This is a genomic window from Williamsia sp. M5A3_1d (assembly GCF_053345315.1).
On record NZ_JBKEZX010000004.1, the window covers coordinates 665,463 to 680,966 of the forward strand.

Below are 15,504 nucleotides of genomic sequence, written 5' to 3' on the forward strand. Positions count from 1 at the left end.
CCGCCACCCGTAGGACTCACTGATGACCGCCTTGGTATTCGGGCTCTTCGCCCTGATCCTCACGGGGCCGGTCGCCGAGATCCTCTCCCGGGCACGGTGGACTCTGCGCGCCCCCCGGGCGGCGATGACCCTGTGGCAGGCCGTGGCCCTGGCCGCCGTGCTCTCGGCCTTCAGCTGTGGACTCGCCATCGCATCCAACCTGCTGGTGGTCGGACCCGACGGGCGCCCGACCACCAACCCACTCGACGAGATCGACTCGCTCGGCATCACCCTGTGGCTCGTCTACGTGGGCGTCTTCGTCCTCACCCTCGTCATCGGCGCGCGCCTGATGTACACCATCGTGCGGGTGGGGGTGCGCACCCGAGCGCGCCGTTCGGCGCATCGACAGCTGATCGACCTGCTCGACTGTGTCGACCGCAGCCGCTGCGATCGGCGACTGCTGGCGCGCGACGTCCGCATGCTCGAGGTCGAACAACCCATCGCCTACTGCCTGCCCGGACTGCGACAGCGCGTCGTGCTCAGCGAAGGTGTGATCGCGCGCCTCAAGCCCGACGAACTTGAGGCCGTCATCACCCACGAGCGCGCGCACCTGCGCGCCCGGCACGACCTGATCCTCGAGGCCTTCATCGCCGTCCACGCCGCGTTCCCCCGCTTCATCCGCAGCAGATCCGCACTCGGTGCCGTCCAACTGCTGGTCGAGGTCCTCGCCGACGACCACGCCGTGCGCGCCACCGGTCCCACCCCGCTGGGCCGGGCCCTGGTGGCGTGCGCCGACTCCGTCGCCCCGCGCGGAGCGCTGGCCGTCGGTGGTCCCACCACCCTGACCCGCGTGCGACGCCTCACCCACGACGAACCCGCTCGCGCCGCCGCGCTGGCCGCCTATGTGTGCGCGGTCGGGATCCTGGTGCTGCCCACCCTCGCGGTGGCCATCCCGTGGCTCACCGAGCTCAGTCGACTGCTCACGGCCTGACCCTCGCGACGCGTCTGCCCGGCGCGACGGAATAGGCTGGGTCACATGACACAGAGCACATCGGCTGACACCTCCTCGGGCACTGCACGCGCACAGATCGGTGTCACCGGTCTGGCCGTCATGGGCTCCAACATCGCCCGCAACTTCGCTCGTCACGGGCACACGGTCGCGCTGCACAATCGGAGCATCGCCAAGACCGACGCCCTCATCGAGAAGCACGGTTCCGAGGGCGATTTCGTCCGGACCGAGACCATCGAGGAGTTCATCGCCGCGTTGGAAAAGCCGCGCCGCGTGCTGATCATGGTGAAGGCGGGCGACGCCACCGACGCGGTGATCGGCGAGCTCGCCGACGCCATGGAGGAGGGCGACGTCATCATCGACGGCGGCAACTCCCTGTACACAGACACCATCCGGCGCGAGAAGGAGATGAGTGACCGCGGCCTGAACTTCGTCGGCGCGGGCATCTCCGGGGGTGAGGTCGGCGCGCTCGAGGGTCCGTCGATCATGCCCGGCGGCCCGAAGGAGGCCTACGAGTCGCTCGGACCGCTGCTGGAGTCGATCTCCGCCCACGTCGACGGAACACCGTGTTGCACCCACATCGGCCCCGACGGGTCGGGCCACTTCGTGAAGATGGTGCACAACGGCATCGAGTACGCCGACATGCAGCTCATCGGCGAGGCCTACGACCTGCTCCGCAAGGCCCTCGACCTGCCTGTCGACAAGATCGCCGACGTGTTCCGCGAGTGGAACTCCAGCGACCTCGAGAGCTACCTCATCGAGATCACCGCCGAGGTCCTGTCACAGACCGACGCCGACACCGGCAAGCCGCTCGTCGACGTCATCGTCGATGCCGCCGGCCAGAAAGGCACCGGTCGCTGGACGGTGAAGTCCGCGCTCGATCTCGGCGTCCCGACGACGGGCATCGGCGAGGCCGTGTTCTCCCGCGCCCTGTCGAGCGCGCTCGACCAGCGCAAGGCCGCCAACGGCCTGGAGTCCGGCACGCTCGGTGAAGCCCCCAGCGACACCGACCAGTTCATCGACGACATCCGTTCGGCGCTCTACGCGTCGAAGGTCGTCGCGTACGCGCAGGGATTCGACCAGATCGCCGCGGGCAGCAAGGAATACGACTGGGATCTGCACCCCGGCGCGATGGCCACCATCTGGCGTGGCGGGTGCATCATCCGGGCGCAGTTCCTCAACCGCATCGTCGAGGCCTACGACGAGAACGCGGACCTGCCGAGCCTGCTGCTCGCTCCCTACTTCCGCGACGCCGTCGAGAAGGCCGTCGACAGCTGGCGTCGCGTGGTGGTGACCGCCACCCAGATGGGCATCCCGGTCCCGGCGTTCGCATCGTCGCTCTCGTACTACGACGCCCTGCGCGCCGACCGCCTCCCGGCCGCGCTCACCCAGGGTCTGCGCGACTTCTTCGGCGCCCACACCTACCAGCGCGTCGACAAGGAGGGCACGTTCCACACTCTGTGGAGCGAGGACCGGTCCGAGGTCGAGGCCTGATCTCTTGAGGTTTCTCGACGGACAGACCCCGACCACCGATCTCACCTACGACGACGTCTTCGTCGTGCCCGGCCGCAGTGATGTCGCCTCGCGTTTCGACGTGGATTTGACCAGCCGCGACGGCACCGGCACGACGATCCCCATCGTCGTGGCGAACATGACCGCAGTCGCGGGCAAGCGGATGGCCGAGACGGTCGCCCGCCGCGGCGGGGTGGTCGTGCTGCCACAGGATCTGCCCGCCGAGGCCGCCGCCGAATCGATCGCGGCCGTCAAGAGTCGCCACCTCGTGGCCGACACCCCGGTCACCCTGGGTCCGGACGACTCGGTGTCGGACGCGATGGCGTTGCTGCCGAAGCGTTCACACGGCGCGGTCATCGTGCTCGACGAGAACCGGCGGCCGCTGGGCGTCGTCACCGAGTCCGCGTGCGCCGGTGTCGACCGCTTCGCGCGCCTGCGTGAGGTGCTCGACACGACGGTGGTGTCGATGCCCGTCGACTCCGATCCGCGCGCGGTGTTCGACGCGCTCACCGATCACCACCTCGGTCTCGCGATCCTCACCGGGGCCGACGGCGAGCTCACCGGGGTCCTCACCCGTACCGGGGCCCTGCGCACCGGCATCTACCGGCCGAACACCGACACCCACGGTCGCCTGCGGGTGGCCGCGGCGGTCGGGATCAACGGCGACGTCGTGGGCAAGGCGAAGGCGCTCGTCGTCGCCGGCGCGGATGTCCTCGTCGTCGACACCGCGCATGGTCACCAGGAGAAGATGATCGCCGCGGTCAGGGCCATCTCCGAGGCCGCTCTCGGGGTGCCGTTGGCCGCGGGCAACGTGGTGTCGGGTCAGGGCACCACCGATCTGCTCGACGCGGGGGCCACGATCGTGAAGGTCGGCGTCGGACCGGGCGCCATGTGCACCACCCGGATGATGACCGGCGTCGGCCGACCGCAGTTCTCCGCCGTCGCCGAGTGTGCCGCGGTGGCGCGCGCACGCGGCGCGCACGTGTGGGCCGACGGCGGCGTCCGACACCCGCGTGACGTCGCGCTCGCGATCGCTGCGGGAGCGTCGAACGTGATGATCGGTTCGTGGTTCGCGGGTACCTTCGAGTCCCCCGGCGACCTCCAGCACGATCCGTCCGGCCGCCCGTTCAAGGAGAGCTTCGGCATGGCGTCCAAACGTGCGGTCGCTGCACGCACCGCCACCGACAGTGCCTTCGACCGCGCCCGCAAGGGACTGTTCGAGGAGGGGATCTCGAGCTCGCGGATCCTCGTCGATCCGCAACGCCCCGGCGTGGAGGATCTCATCGATCACATCTGCTCGGGCGTGCGCAGCACCGCCACCTACGTGGGTGCGCGGACGCTCGACGAACTACACGAGAAGGTGGTGCTCGGCGTGCAGTCGGCGGCGGGCTTCGCCGAGGGACGGCCACTGCCGAGCGGATGGTGAGCCCCCGCTCGTCTGCCCTGTGAGCGCGGTCACCGGATACGATGACGAGCAGACATCGCATCGATCTGCGCCCGGTCGACCCCACCCACCGGCGCTCATGGAGGACAACTGCTCGTGCAGGCACTGATCCTCATCGGGAGCCTCCTCGGTTTCATCGCCCTCACCCTGGGCACCGCACTGTTCGTCGCGGCCGAGTTCTCCCTGACCGCCCTCGAACGTTCGGCGGTCGAATCCGACCTCCGTCGGCGTGACGACCGACGCGCCCGACAGGTCGCCCGCGCTCACCGCACCCTGTCGTTCCAGCTGTCCGGTGCACAGCTCGGCATCACCATCACGACCCTGGTGACCGGCTATATCGCCGAACCGGTTCTCGCGCAACTGTTCTCCCCCGCGCTCGACGCCGTCGGCGCGTCCGACGAGGTGAGCTCCATCGTCTCGATCGTGCTGGCGCTGGTCATCGCGACGTCACTGTCGATGATCCTCGGAGAGCTGATCCCGAAGAACTACGCCATCGCGCGACCGTTGCCCACCGCGCGCGGCACCGCAGGCCCGATGACCGCGTTCTCGACGACCTTCCGGTGGGCCATCAACGGGCTCAACGGCAGCGCGAACATGCTGGTGCGCCGGTTGGGCATCGAACCCGCAGAGGAACTGCGATCGGCACGGTCGCCGCAGGAACTCGGGTCGCTGGTCCGCAACTCCGCCCGCGAGGGCGCACTCGACAAGGGCACCGCGCTGCTGGTCAGCCGATCGTTGCAGTTCGGCGAGCGCACCGCGGAGGAACTGATGACCCCCCGGGTCACCGTCGACGCCCTCGATCAGGACGCCAATGTTCGCGACCTCATCGTCGCGGCGTCGGAGACGGGGTTCTCCCGGTTCCCGATCGTCGTCGAGGGCGATCTCGACAACATCCGCGGCTTCGTCCACATCAAGCAGGCGTTCACGGTCCCGCTCGCCGATCGCGAGACCACCACCCTCGGGGTGCTGGCGCGCGCGGTACCGGTGGTGCCGGCCAGTCTCGACGGCGACGCCCTCATGGGCCGTATCCGCGCCGACGGCCTCCAGGTCGCCATCGTCGTCGACGAATACGGCGGTACCGCCGGGATCGTGACCACCGAGGATCTCATCGAGGAGATCGTCGGCGACGTCACCGACGAACACGACGACGAACAGGCCGATGTCGCCCCGGACGGCACCGGCTACACGTGCGCGGGGCTGCTGCGGATCGACGAACTCGCCGAGGCGACCGGTTACCGCGCGCCGGAGGGCGACTACGACACCCTGGGCGGTCTGGTGATGCAGACCCTGGGTCGTCTCGCCGCGGAGGGCGACGAGGTCGACCTACCCGAGCGCGACAGCGCCGACGACGAGGACACCGGCGGTGACCCGATGCCGGTCGCGCCGCGGTGGCGCGCACGCGTCGTCCGCATGGACGGGCGACGCATCGACGTCGTGTCCCTCACCCCCACCCCCGACGCCGGGCAGGTCCAGTCGTGAACGACATCCTCGGTGTGCTGTTCGCCATCGCGTTGCTCGCGGGCAACGCGTTCTTCGTCGGTGCCGAGTTCTCGCTGATCTCCGCACGCCGCGACCGACTCGAGGCGCTGGCCGATCAGGGCAAGCGCCGCGCGACGACGGTGATCCGTGCGGGTCAGGGGCTGTCGCTGATGCTCGCCGCCGCCCAGTTGGGCATCACCATCTGCTCGATCCTGCTCGGTCGTGTGGGCGAACCCGCCGTCGCGCACCTCATCGAGAAGCCGATGGAGCTCGCCGGGGTGCCCGACGCGTTCCTGCACCCGATCGGGTTCACCATCGCGCTGATCCTCGTGGTGATCCTGCACATCCTGCTCGGCGAGATGGTGCCGAAGAACATCGCGCTCGCCGGTCCGGAGCGCTCGGCGATGCTGCTCGTGCCCGCGCACCTCGCGTTCATCAAGATCGCGCGACCGCTCATCGCGTTCTACAACCTCGCCGCGAACCTGTCACTGCGCGCGATGCGTGTCGAACCCAAGGACGAACTCGACGCGACGGTGTCGGCCGGCGAGCTCGCCGAGATGATCGGCGAGTCCCGGGAGGAGGGGCTCATCGACGCCGAGGAGCACGACCGTCTGACCCGGGCCCTGCGCACCACCGGCCGCACGGTGTCGGAGGTGGCGATCGGTCTCGACGAACTCCGCAGCGTGCAGGTGACCGTCGAGGCGGGGACCGGCCGGTCCGGACCCACCCTCGGTTCGATCGAGAAGGCGGTCTCCGACACCGGGTTCTCACGGTTCCCGGTGCGAGGCGTCGACGGTGTCTACACCGGCTACCTGCACCTCAAGGACGTGCTCGACGAGATCCTCGACGACCGGGTGGGCCAGGAATCGGTGATCGGCGTCGACAAGATCCGCCCGCTGCCGGTGATCTCCGGCGACACCTCACTCGACGAGGCCACCGCCCACCTGCGCCGTACCAGTGCCCACCTCGGTGCGGTCGTCGATGGCAACGGCCGCACCACAGGGGTCGTCGCGCTCGAGGATCTCGTGGAGGAGTTCGTCGGCACGGTGCGCGACGAGACCCACCGGGTGTGACCGTCACCCGCCCGACCCCCGCCGCGCTCGCCGTGGACGACTGGTCGGCGCGGTCGACGGCGCACGCCGCACGGGTCGAGGCTCTGCTCGCCGCACACCCGCAGCGGACACCGTCGGGATCGGGCCATCCGGTGTGGCACTTTCTTTTTCGCTACTACAGCCACAAGCCCGCACATCTGCGCCGGTGGCATCCCGGATACGGCGTCGCGCTGAAGGGGGACCCGCCCCACCGCGACTGGGCGCACTACCGCACCACCGACGACGGTCACGTCACCGTCGACCCGGGTCGACGGACCGAGCGGTTGCCCACTGTGGAGTTCGTCCACGGATTGTTGAGCGCCACCGAGTCACGCGCTCCGCGGCTGAACTGCTTCGGCCTGCACGAGTGGGCGATGGTCTACCGCTCACCCGCCACACGGCGTCACCTCGCCCCGCTACGACTCGGCGACGAGGGCACCGACGCGGTGGTGGAGTCGGCGGAGCTGCGCTGCACCCACTTCGACGCGTTCCGCTTCTTCACCGACGACGCCGTCCCGCGCAACACCGACCTGCTGACACGGACCACCCAGGTCGACACCGAACAGCCGGGGTGTGTGCACGCCGGGATGGACCTCTACAAGTGGGCGCACAAGCTGGTGCCCCTCATCGACTCCGAGACCGTGCTCGATGCCCTCGAGCTCGCCTTCGACCTCCGGGAGCTCGACATGCGTGCGAGCCCCTACGACCTCGCCGCACTCGGGTTCGCGCCCATCGAGATCGAATCGGCCCGCGGCCGCGCCGAATACGTCCGCCTGCAGGCGGCGGCAGCGCAGCGGGCGGCGGCACTACGGCGGCGTCTCATCGACCGTTGCGCCGCGCTGATCAGCGCAACCTGAGCGAGGGCGTCCGCCTACCGCCGAGTAACCTGGTCGCCGAGAAGTACATGTCCCCACCAGGAGAAGCGAGGCAGTCATGACCGAGCGGGTCACAGTCGGAGAAGGCGGGAACAGCGTGCAGGTCGCGCCCGTTCTGCACGACTTCATCACCTCCGAGGCCCTGCCCGGCACCGGTGTGGACACCGACGCGTTCTGGAACGGCGTCGCGCAGATCATCACCGACCTCGCGCCCCGCAACCGCGAACTGCTCGGCGTCCGCGACTCGCTGCAGCAGCAGATCGACGCGTGGCACCGCGACAACACCTTCGAGGCCGACGCGTACAAGAAGTTCCTGCAGGACATCGGTTACCTCGTCGAGGTGCCTGCGGACTTCCAGATCACGACCTCCGGCGTCGACACCGAGATCACCAGCACCGCGGGCCCGCAGCTCGTCGTCCCGGTCCTCAACGCACGCTTCGCGCTGAACGCCTCGAACGCGCGCTGGGGTTCGCTCTACGACGCGCTCTACGGCACCGACGCCATCCCCGAGACCGACGGCGCCGAGAAGGGCACCTCGTACAACAAGGTCCGTGGCGACAAGGTCATCGCCTACGCCAAGAACGTCCTCGATGGCGCGGTCGCGCTCGAGGGTGGCTCATGGGCGTCGGTGACCGGCCTGACGATCGACGGCACCGTCCTCACCATCACCCTCGACGACGGTTCGACCACCGCACTCGCAGACCCGGCCGCGTTCGTCGGGTTCACCGGCGAGGCCTCGGCACCCAGCGGGATCCTGCTGCGCCACAACGGTCTGCACCTCGAGGTGCAGATCGATCCCGAGTCGCCCATCGGCTCCACCGATGCGGCCGGGATCAAAGACGTCCTCGTCGAGTCGGCGATCACCACGATCATGGACTTCGAGGACTCCGTCGCCGCGGTCGACGCCGACGACAAGGTGCTCGGCTACCGGAACTGGCTGGGACTGAACAGGGGTGACCTGGCCGAGGAGGTCAGCAAGGGCGGGAAGACCTTCACCCGCGTGCTCAACCCCGACCGCGTCTACACCGCCCCCGGTGGCGGCGAGCTGACCCTGCCCGGCCGCTCGCTGCTGTTCGTGCGCAACGTCGGTCACCTCATGACCAACGACGCGATCGTCACCGCCGACGGTTCCGAGGTCCCCGAGGGCATCCTCGACGCGATCTTCACCTCGCTGATCGGCATCCACGGTATGGGCTCGGAGGGGCTGCAGAACTCGCGGACCGGGTCCATCTACATCGTCAAACCGAAGATGCACGGTCCCGACGAGGTCGCGTTCACCGTCGAACTGTTCGGTCGTGTCGAGAAGCTGCTCGGTCTGCCCGAGAACACCATCAAGGTCGGCATCATGGACGAGGAGCGCCGCACCACGGTGAACCTCAAGGCGTGTATCGCCGCGGCATCCGAGCGCGTTGTGTTCATCAACACCGGCTTCCTCGACCGCACCGGCGACGAGATCCACACCTCGATGGAGGCCGGCGCCGTGGTGCGCAAGGCCGAGATGAAGTCGCAGACCTGGATCAAGGCCTACGAGGACTTCAACGTCGACACCGGCCTGGCCGCGGGTCTGCAGCATCACGCCCAGATCGGCAAGGGCATGTGGGCGATGCCCGATCTGATGGCCGACATGCTCGAGCAGAAGATCGGCCACCCGAAGGCCGGCGCGAACACCGCGTGGGTGCCCTCGCCGACCGCCGCGACGCTGCACGCACTGCACTATCACCAGGTCGACGTGTTCGAGCGTCAGGACGAGATCGCCAAGCGCGACCCCGCCTCGGTCGACGACATCCTCACCATCCCGCTCGCCCCGAACACCGACTGGAGCGACGAGGAGAAGCAGCAGGAGCTCGACAACAACTGCCAGTCGATCCTCGGTTACGTCGTGCGCTGGATCGACGCCGGCGTCGGCTGCTCCAAGGTGCCCGACATCCACGATGTCGCGCTCATGGAGGACCGGGCGACACTGCGCATCTCCAGCCAGCTGCTGGCGAACTGGCTGCACCACGGCGTGGTCACCGAAGACGAGATCGTGGCCTCGCTCGAGCGGATGGCGCCGGTCGTCGACCGCCAGAACTCGGGTGACGCGACCTACCGGCCGTTGGCTCCCGACTTCGACTCCAACATCGCCTTCCAGGCGGCCAAGGAGCTCATCCTGTCGGGGACGTCGCAGCCCAGCGGCTACACCGAGCCGATCCTGCATCGCCGTCGCCGGGAGTACAAGGCCGCGCAGGGCTGATCGGCGCCGCTATCCTCGTCGGCTATGGGCCAGCACCGCACCGACGAGTGTCGCCGCCGCGGGATCAGTCGCGGGTTGTCGCTGACGATCCTCGCGGTGATCGTGGTGGTGGCGCTCGTCGTGGGGTGGAACCTGCTGGGGAACAGCCTCTCCGACGACGGTGACGCCGCCGCGCGTACCTGCGTGGAGGGCGAGCAGACGGTCACCGTCCTCGCCGACGCCGACATCGCGGCACCACTCGCCACCATCGCGCAGGCCTGGTCGGCGACGCGCCCGGTGATACGCGACGCATGCGTGACGCTGACGGTACGGCCGTCGGACCCCAAGACCACGCTCGAGGGGCTGACCGGGACGTGGGACGCCGCCTCGATGGGCGAGTACCCCGCGGCGTGGGTGCCTGCGTCGTCGGTGTGGAGTGCACAGTTGCTCGCCGCCCGTTCGGCCGTGGTCGACGGCGATCCGGAGTCGCTGGTGTCCTCGCCCGTGGTGTTGGCCGTCGCACCGGAACTCGCACGCGCCGCCGCCGGCCGGGTGTCGTGGATCGAGCTGCCCACGCTGCAACGCGACGACGACAGCCTCGCCGGGTTCGGGTTGCGGGGCTGGAGTTCGTTGCGGATGGCCCGGGCATCGGGTCCGGGCAGTGATGCGACCGTGCTCGCCTCGCAGGCCGTGGCCACCGAGGTCGGTCGGGCGACGGCCGACGGCCTCACCGTGGCCGATGCGCAGTCGCAGCAGGTGACCTCGACCCTGGGGGACCTACGGCGGCGCTCCCCCGTCGCGACCGACGGGAGCGCGGTGCGGACGCTGACCACGATCGCGGGCGACGGCGATCCCGCGGGGGCGACCGTGCATGCCGTACCGATCACCGAACAGGCCCTCTACGCCGCCACAAGGGACACCGCGCAACCGTCGGTCGTCGAACTACGACCCACGGGTGCGACCCCCTCGGCCGATCACCCGGTGATCGACCTGACCGGCCCGCAGGTGAACGCCACACAGGCCGAGGCGGTGGGCGCGTTCTTCCGTTTCGCCCGCACCCCGGAACAGCTGCGCACCATCACCGCACTCGGGTTCCGGGGCGGCACGTCGCTTCCCGCCCGGACCGCGGCCGTGTCGTTCGGGGTCATCGAGACCCCGATGCCCGCACCCGAGCCGGCCGCAGGCGCCGCGATCGCCCGACTCGTGCTGGGAGGCTGACCTGAGCACGAGCCGGGTCGGTCACACCGAGGGTCGTTCGATCAGGCCTCGACGGGCTCGCTGAACGCCTCGATCGGCGGGCAGCTGCAGACCAGGTTGCGGTCGCCGTACACGCCGTCGATCCGTCGCACCGAGGGCCACACCTTGTCGCGGGCACCGGCACTGGGCCGTCCGTTCGGGAATGCCGCCTCCTCGCGGGAGTAGGGGTGATCCCACTGCGACACCAGGCACTCGGAGGTGTGCGGGGCGCCGCGCAGCGGGTTGTCGTCGACAGCCCAGGTCCCGTCCCCCACCTTGTCGATCTCGGCCTTGATGGCGACCATCGCGTCGATGAACGCGTCGATCTCGTCGAGGTTCTCGCTCTCGGTGGGCTCCACCATCAGCGTCCCCGACACCGGGAAGCTCATCGTCGGGGCGTGGAAGCCGTAGTCCGCGAGCCGTTTCGCGACATCGTCGACGGTCACACCGGTCGCCTTCGTGATCGGGCGCAGGTCGAGGATGCACTCGTGGGCCACCGTGCCGTTGGCACCGGTGTAGAGCACCGGGTAGTGATCGGCGAGGCGGCGGGCGATGTAGTTGGCCGACGCGATGGCGGTGAGCGTCGCGCGCCGCAGCCCCTCGGCCCCCATCATCAGGATGTAGGCGTAGGTGATGGGGAGGATCGACGCCGAGCCGTACGGTGCACCCGAGATGGTGATGTCGCCCGGCAGGTCGTCGTCGAGCGGATGGCCGGGCAGGAACTCCGCGAGGTGCTCGCGCACACCGATCGGGCCGACACCGGGTCCGCCGCCGCCGTGCGGGATACAGAACGTCTTGTGCAGGTTCAGGTGGCTGACGTCGCCACCGAACTGGCCCGGTCGGGCGACGCCGACCAGCGCGTTGAGGTTCGCGCCGTCGACGTAGACCTGTCCGCCGGCGTCGTGGACGGCGGAGCAGATCTCCCGCACCTCGTGTTCGAAGACACCGTGGGTCGAGGGATAGGTGATCATGATCGCGGCCAGCGTCTCGGCGTGGGTGGCGATCTTCTCCTTCAGGTCGGCGGTGTCGACGTCACCGTTCGCGCGGCACGCGACGACGACGACACGCATCCCCGCCATCACCGCCGACGCGGCATTGGTGCCGTGCGCGCTCGACGGGATGAGGCAGATGTCGCGGGACTCGTCGCCGCGGCTGAGGTGGTACTTGCGGATCGCGAGCAGTCCCGCGTACTCGCCCTGCGACCCCGCGTTGGGCTGCAGGCTGATCCGGTCGTATCCGGTGATGTCGGCCAACCACGTCTCGAGACGGCTGATCATGGTCCGCATGCCCGCGACATCGGATGACGGCGCGAACGGATGCAGGCCGGCGATCTCGGGCCACGTGATCGGCTCCATCTCGGCGGCCGCGTTGAGCTTCATGGTGCACGAACCCAGCGGGATCATGCTGCGGTCCAGCGCGATGTCTTTGTCGGACAGTCGCCGCAGGTAGCGCAGCATGGCCGTCTCGGTGTGGTACCTGCTGAACGCGGGATGGGTCAGGAACTCCGAGGTTCGGGCCGGACTCATCGGCGTCGGCGCCGAGTCGTCGGCGGGACCGACACCGAACGCGGCGACCACCGCGGCGACGTGCTCGGGGGTGGTGGTCTCGTCGCAGGCGACACCGACGTGGTCGGCGTCGACGAGACGCAGATTGATGCCCGCGTCGTTCTTCGCCGCGGACACGACGTCGGCGGCACGGCCGGGCACCGACACCAGCAGGGTGTCGAAGTAGTTGTCGGTCACGACGTCGATGCCGCCGGCGGTCAGGGCGTTCGCGATCGACGCCGCCCGGGCGTGGACGCGCTGCGCGATACCGGTGAGTCCCTTCGGACCGTGGTAACTCGCGTACATGGCGGCGAGGACGGCGAGGAGCACCTGCGCGGTGCAGATGTTGCTGGTCGCCTTGTCGCGGCGGATGTGCTGTTCGCGGGTCTGCAGCGACAGCCGGTAGGCGAGGTTGCCGTCGGCGTCCTTCGACACCCCGACCAGGCGGCCCGGGAGTTGGCGGGCGTGGTTGGTGTGCACCGAGAGGTAACCGGCGTGGGGTCCACCGAAGCCCATCGGCACACCGAATCGCTGCGTGGTGCCGAAGCAGGCGTCGGCACCCTGATCGCCGGGTGAGGTGATGAGCGTGAGGGCCAACAGATCGGCGCCGACGGCGACGAGGGCACCGCGCTCGTGGGCGGCGGCGATGATGGGGGCCGCATCGATGACCGCACCCGAGGCCGCGGGCACCTGCAGCAACACACCGAAGAACTCGCCGTCGGGCAGGCCCTCGGTGAGATCGGCGCGCACGACCTCGATGCCGAGCGGCTCGGCGCGGGTGGCGATCACGGCGGCGGTCTGCGGGAACACGTCGGTGTCGACGAGGAAGCGCGGCGACTTGCTCTTGTTCGCGCGGCGGAGCAGCGTCATCGCCTCGGCCGCGGCGGTCGACTCGTCGAGCATCGACGCGTTGGCGACGTCCATGCCCGTCAGGTCCGACACCATCGTCTGGAAGTTGAGCAGCGCCTCGAGTCGGCCCTGGCTGATCTCGGGCTGGTACGGGGTGTACGCGGTGTACCAGGCCGGGTTCTCGATGATGGAGCGCCGCAACACCGCCGGGGTGTGGGTGCCGTAGTAGCCGAGTCCGATCATCGAGGTGGCGACGGTGTTCTGCGAGGCCAGTTCGGCGAGCTCGGCGAGGGCCTCGACCTCGGTGGCGGCGGGCGGCAGCGTCTGCAGCCCGTTGGCGTCGGCCGGATCGGCGATCGAGGCGGGCACCACGCGGTCGGCGAGCTCGTCGAGGGATGAGATCTCCAGCACCGACAGGATGCGGGCGAGGTCGTCGGAATCGGGTCCGACATGGCGGTCTGCGAAGACATCGGAGAACAGCTCGGTCACGGGAGAACCTTTGCGCCGAGTCCGGCGGCACGCCGGACTGAGGTGGGTCCTCCCCCTCTGTCCTGCCGTCACCGACGAGGTGCGTCGGCTCGGGCGCCTGAGAGATTCAGCCGCGTGCGCGGCCTTTCACCGTGGGCGGGTGACCGGGTCACCACTTTCCAGAGACGCCGGCGTACGACACGGTCCTTGTGCCTGAGAGATTGGCGGAGAGGTGTTGCTCCTTCGGCGGCCGAGACCCTGGCGGGTCACGACGCTCTCCCGTGTCGCGGCGACGTAGGAAGAGTCTAGCCGGTGCGGCGTGCGCGGGTCTTGCGGCGAGCCGCGAGTTCGTCCTCGGGGGCGGTCTCGGCGATCGCACCGTCGGCACGCTCGCCCGGGAAGTCGGCGATGGTGCCCGACAGCTCGCGCATCGCACCGGCGACGGCGATGCCGAACACGCCCTGGCCGCCCTGCAGGAGGTCGACGACCTCCTCGGCCGACGTGCACTCGTAGACGGTGGTGCCGTCGGAGAACAGGGTGATGCGGGCGAGGTCTTCGACACCGCGTTTGCGCAGGTGGTCGACCGCGACGCGGATGTTCTGCAGCGAGATCCCGGTGTCGAGGAGTCGCTTCACGATCTTGAGGACGAGGATGTCCTTGAACGAGTACAGGCGCTGGCTGCCACTGCCCGCGGCGCCGCGGATCGACGGCACGACCAGCGAGGTGCGTGCCCAGTAGTCGAGCTGGCGATAGGTGATGCCGGCGATCTGGCAGGCGCTGGGCACGCGGTAGCCGACGAGTTCGTCGGGCACCGTGTCGTTCGGGAACAGCCCCGGCGCGATGTCGTCGAGCGTGCCCTGCCGGGCCTGCTGCACCGAGGCCACCGGCCCGGTGTCGGTCGCGTCCGCAGCGGTGTCCGCGTCGTCGCGGGTGGTCGGCTCGTCGCCCACTGAGTTCTCCTCGAATGCTCGGGGGAGTCCCCGGCAACCCGAGGAATGACGGTGCGAACACCATCGATGTCACTCAGATTACGCCGTCTACCCGACCCTGGGTGCCGTCCCGCTCGTCGCGGGCGTCGAGGTGAACGGTAGGGGCGCCGACACCCGGTTTCAATGCGACTCGCGGGCGGCTCAACCTCAACGTCAGCTCGAGGGTCAACCGTGATCGGGCAGAGGCCCAACCGTGACCTCGGACGCCAACCCGTCAGGCTCCTCCGGATGCCTTGAAGTCGTCGGGCGAGATGGTGTCGAGGAACTCCTTGAACTTCTCCACCTCGTCCTCCTTCACCTCGTCACCGTCGGCGGATTCCTCGTCGGGGATCAGCAGACCCGCTTCGGCGAGCACGCCCTCGTCGGCGATGATCGGGACCTCGGCGCGCATGGCGACGGCGACCGAATCCGACGGTCGGGCCGACACCCGGAGATCGCCGGTGAAGACGAGCTCGGCGTAGAAGGTGCCCTCCTGCATGTCGACGATGCGAACCTCGACGAGCTCCTGCCCGAACGCCGCCACGAGGTTGACGATCAGATCATGGGTGAGGGGACGTGGGGGCTCGACACCCTTCTGCTTCAGGGCTATCGAGGCGGCTTCGCTCTGACCGATCCAGATCGGCAGATAGCGCTCGCCGTCGACCTCGCGCAGCAGCAGCACGGGTTGTCCCTGGGGCGGCTCCACCCGGATCCCCACGACCTGCATCTGACCCATGCGCTTCTCCCAACGGCATCGAATGTCGTCTGACCTCGGTTTCGACGCTACACCTCACCGGCGCCCATGCGCCCACCTTGCGCGTGACGAAGCCACGATCAG

11 protein-coding genes and 1 riboswitch are annotated in these 15,504 nt (G+C 69.2%); of the genes, 8 read left to right on the forward strand and 3 right to left on the reverse strand.

The window, feature by feature from the left end:
• Nucleotides 1–22 precede the first annotated feature (22 nt).
• The 8 genes from ACLBW1_RS20030 (at nt 23) to ACLBW1_RS20065 (ending at nt 10,819) form a co-directional block, all read left to right on the forward strand.
• Nucleotides 23–970: a M56 family metallopeptidase gene (locus tag ACLBW1_RS20030; RefSeq protein ID WP_447813535.1), complete on the forward strand. Its 948-nt coding sequence runs from the start codon at nt 23–25 to the stop codon at nt 968–970.
• 45 nt (nt 971–1,015) lie between these two features.
• Nucleotides 1,016–2,482: an NADP-dependent phosphogluconate dehydrogenase gene (gene gndA, locus ACLBW1_RS20035; protein ID WP_447813536.1), complete on the forward strand. Its 1,467-nt coding sequence runs from the start codon at nt 1,016–1,018 to the stop codon at nt 2,480–2,482.
• Nucleotides 2,483–2,486: 4 nt separating this feature from the next.
• Nucleotides 2,487–3,926 (forward strand): GMP reductase, encoded by a 1,440-nt coding sequence (gene guaB1 / locus ACLBW1_RS20040; RefSeq protein ID WP_447813537.1) that lies wholly within the window; start codon nt 2,487–2,489, stop codon nt 3,924–3,926.
• Nucleotides 3,927–4,040: 114 nt separating this feature from the next.
• The gene (locus tag ACLBW1_RS20045) at nt 4,041–5,423 is read left to right on the forward strand and encodes a hemolysin family protein (protein ID WP_447813538.1); all 1,383 of its coding nucleotides are present in this window, start codon (nt 4,041–4,043) and stop codon (nt 5,421–5,423) included.
• The gene (locus ACLBW1_RS20050; RefSeq protein WP_447813539.1) at nt 5,420–6,496 is read left to right on the forward strand and encodes a hemolysin family protein; all 1,077 of its coding nucleotides are present in this window, start codon (nt 5,420–5,422) and stop codon (nt 6,494–6,496) included. The genes ACLBW1_RS20045 and ACLBW1_RS20050 overlap by 4 nt, the downstream gene beginning before the upstream one ends.
• Nucleotides 6,493–7,371, forward strand: a complete 879-nt coding sequence (locus ACLBW1_RS20055) for a 3-methyladenine DNA glycosylase (RefSeq protein ID WP_447813540.1) — start codon at nt 6,493–6,495, stop codon at nt 7,369–7,371. The genes ACLBW1_RS20050 and ACLBW1_RS20055 overlap by 4 nt, the downstream gene beginning before the upstream one ends.
• A 76-nt stretch (nt 7,372–7,447) precedes the next feature.
• Nucleotides 7,448–9,622, forward strand: a complete 2,175-nt coding sequence (locus ACLBW1_RS20060; RefSeq protein ID WP_447813541.1) for a malate synthase G — start codon at nt 7,448–7,450, stop codon at nt 9,620–9,622.
• Nucleotides 9,623–9,646: 24 nt separating this feature from the next.
• Nucleotides 9,647–10,819 (forward strand): substrate-binding domain-containing protein, encoded by a 1,173-nt coding sequence (locus tag ACLBW1_RS20065; protein WP_447813542.1) that lies wholly within the window; start codon nt 9,647–9,649, stop codon nt 10,817–10,819.
• A 41-nt stretch (nt 10,820–10,860) separates the two neighbouring features.
• Here ACLBW1_RS20065 and gcvP read toward each other — a convergent pair whose 3' ends face one another.
• The 3 genes from gcvP to ACLBW1_RS20080 all read right to left on the reverse strand — a co-directional run bounded on the left by gcvP (nt 10,861) and on the right by ACLBW1_RS20080 (nt 15,402).
• On the reverse strand, nt 10,861–13,719 hold the full coding sequence (gene gcvP, locus ACLBW1_RS20070; protein WP_447813543.1) for an aminomethyl-transferring glycine dehydrogenase: 2,859 nt from the start codon (nt 13,717–13,719) through the stop codon (nt 10,861–10,863).
• Between the two features lie 170 nt (nt 13,720–13,889).
• Nucleotides 13,890–13,990: riboswitch (glycine riboswitch) on the reverse strand.
• Nucleotides 13,991–14,003: 13 nt separating this feature from the next.
• Nucleotides 14,004–14,648 (reverse strand): MerR family transcriptional regulator, encoded by a 645-nt coding sequence (locus ACLBW1_RS20075; RefSeq protein WP_447813544.1) that lies wholly within the window; start codon nt 14,646–14,648, stop codon nt 14,004–14,006.
• A gap of 253 nt (nt 14,649–14,901) precedes the next feature.
• Entirely contained in the window at nt 14,902–15,402 is a 501-nt protein-coding gene (locus ACLBW1_RS20080; protein WP_045822894.1) for a bifunctional nuclease family protein, read from the reverse strand.
• Nucleotides 15,403–15,504 lie beyond the last annotated feature (102 nt).

Bases quoted from the DNA above. Each gene is read 5' to 3' on its own strand.
- ACLBW1_RS20030 (WP_447813535.1), top strand. From the start codon at position 23: ATGACCGCCTTGGTATTCGGGCTCTTCGCCCTGATCCTCACGGGGCCG.
- ACLBW1_RS20060 (WP_447813541.1), top strand. From the start codon at position 7,448: ATGACCGAGCGGGTCACAGTCGGAGAAGGCGGGAACAGCGTGCAGGTC.
- gndA (WP_447813536.1), top strand. From the start codon at position 1,016: ATGACACAGAGCACATCGGCTGACACCTCCTCGGGCACTGCACGCGCA.
- ACLBW1_RS20065 (WP_447813542.1), top strand. From the start codon at position 9,647: ATGGGCCAGCACCGCACCGACGAGTGTCGCCGCCGCGGGATCAGTCGC.
- ACLBW1_RS20080 (WP_045822894.1), bottom strand. From the start codon at position 15,402: ATGGGTCAGATGCAGGTCGTGGGGATCCGGGTGGAGCCGCCCCAGGGA.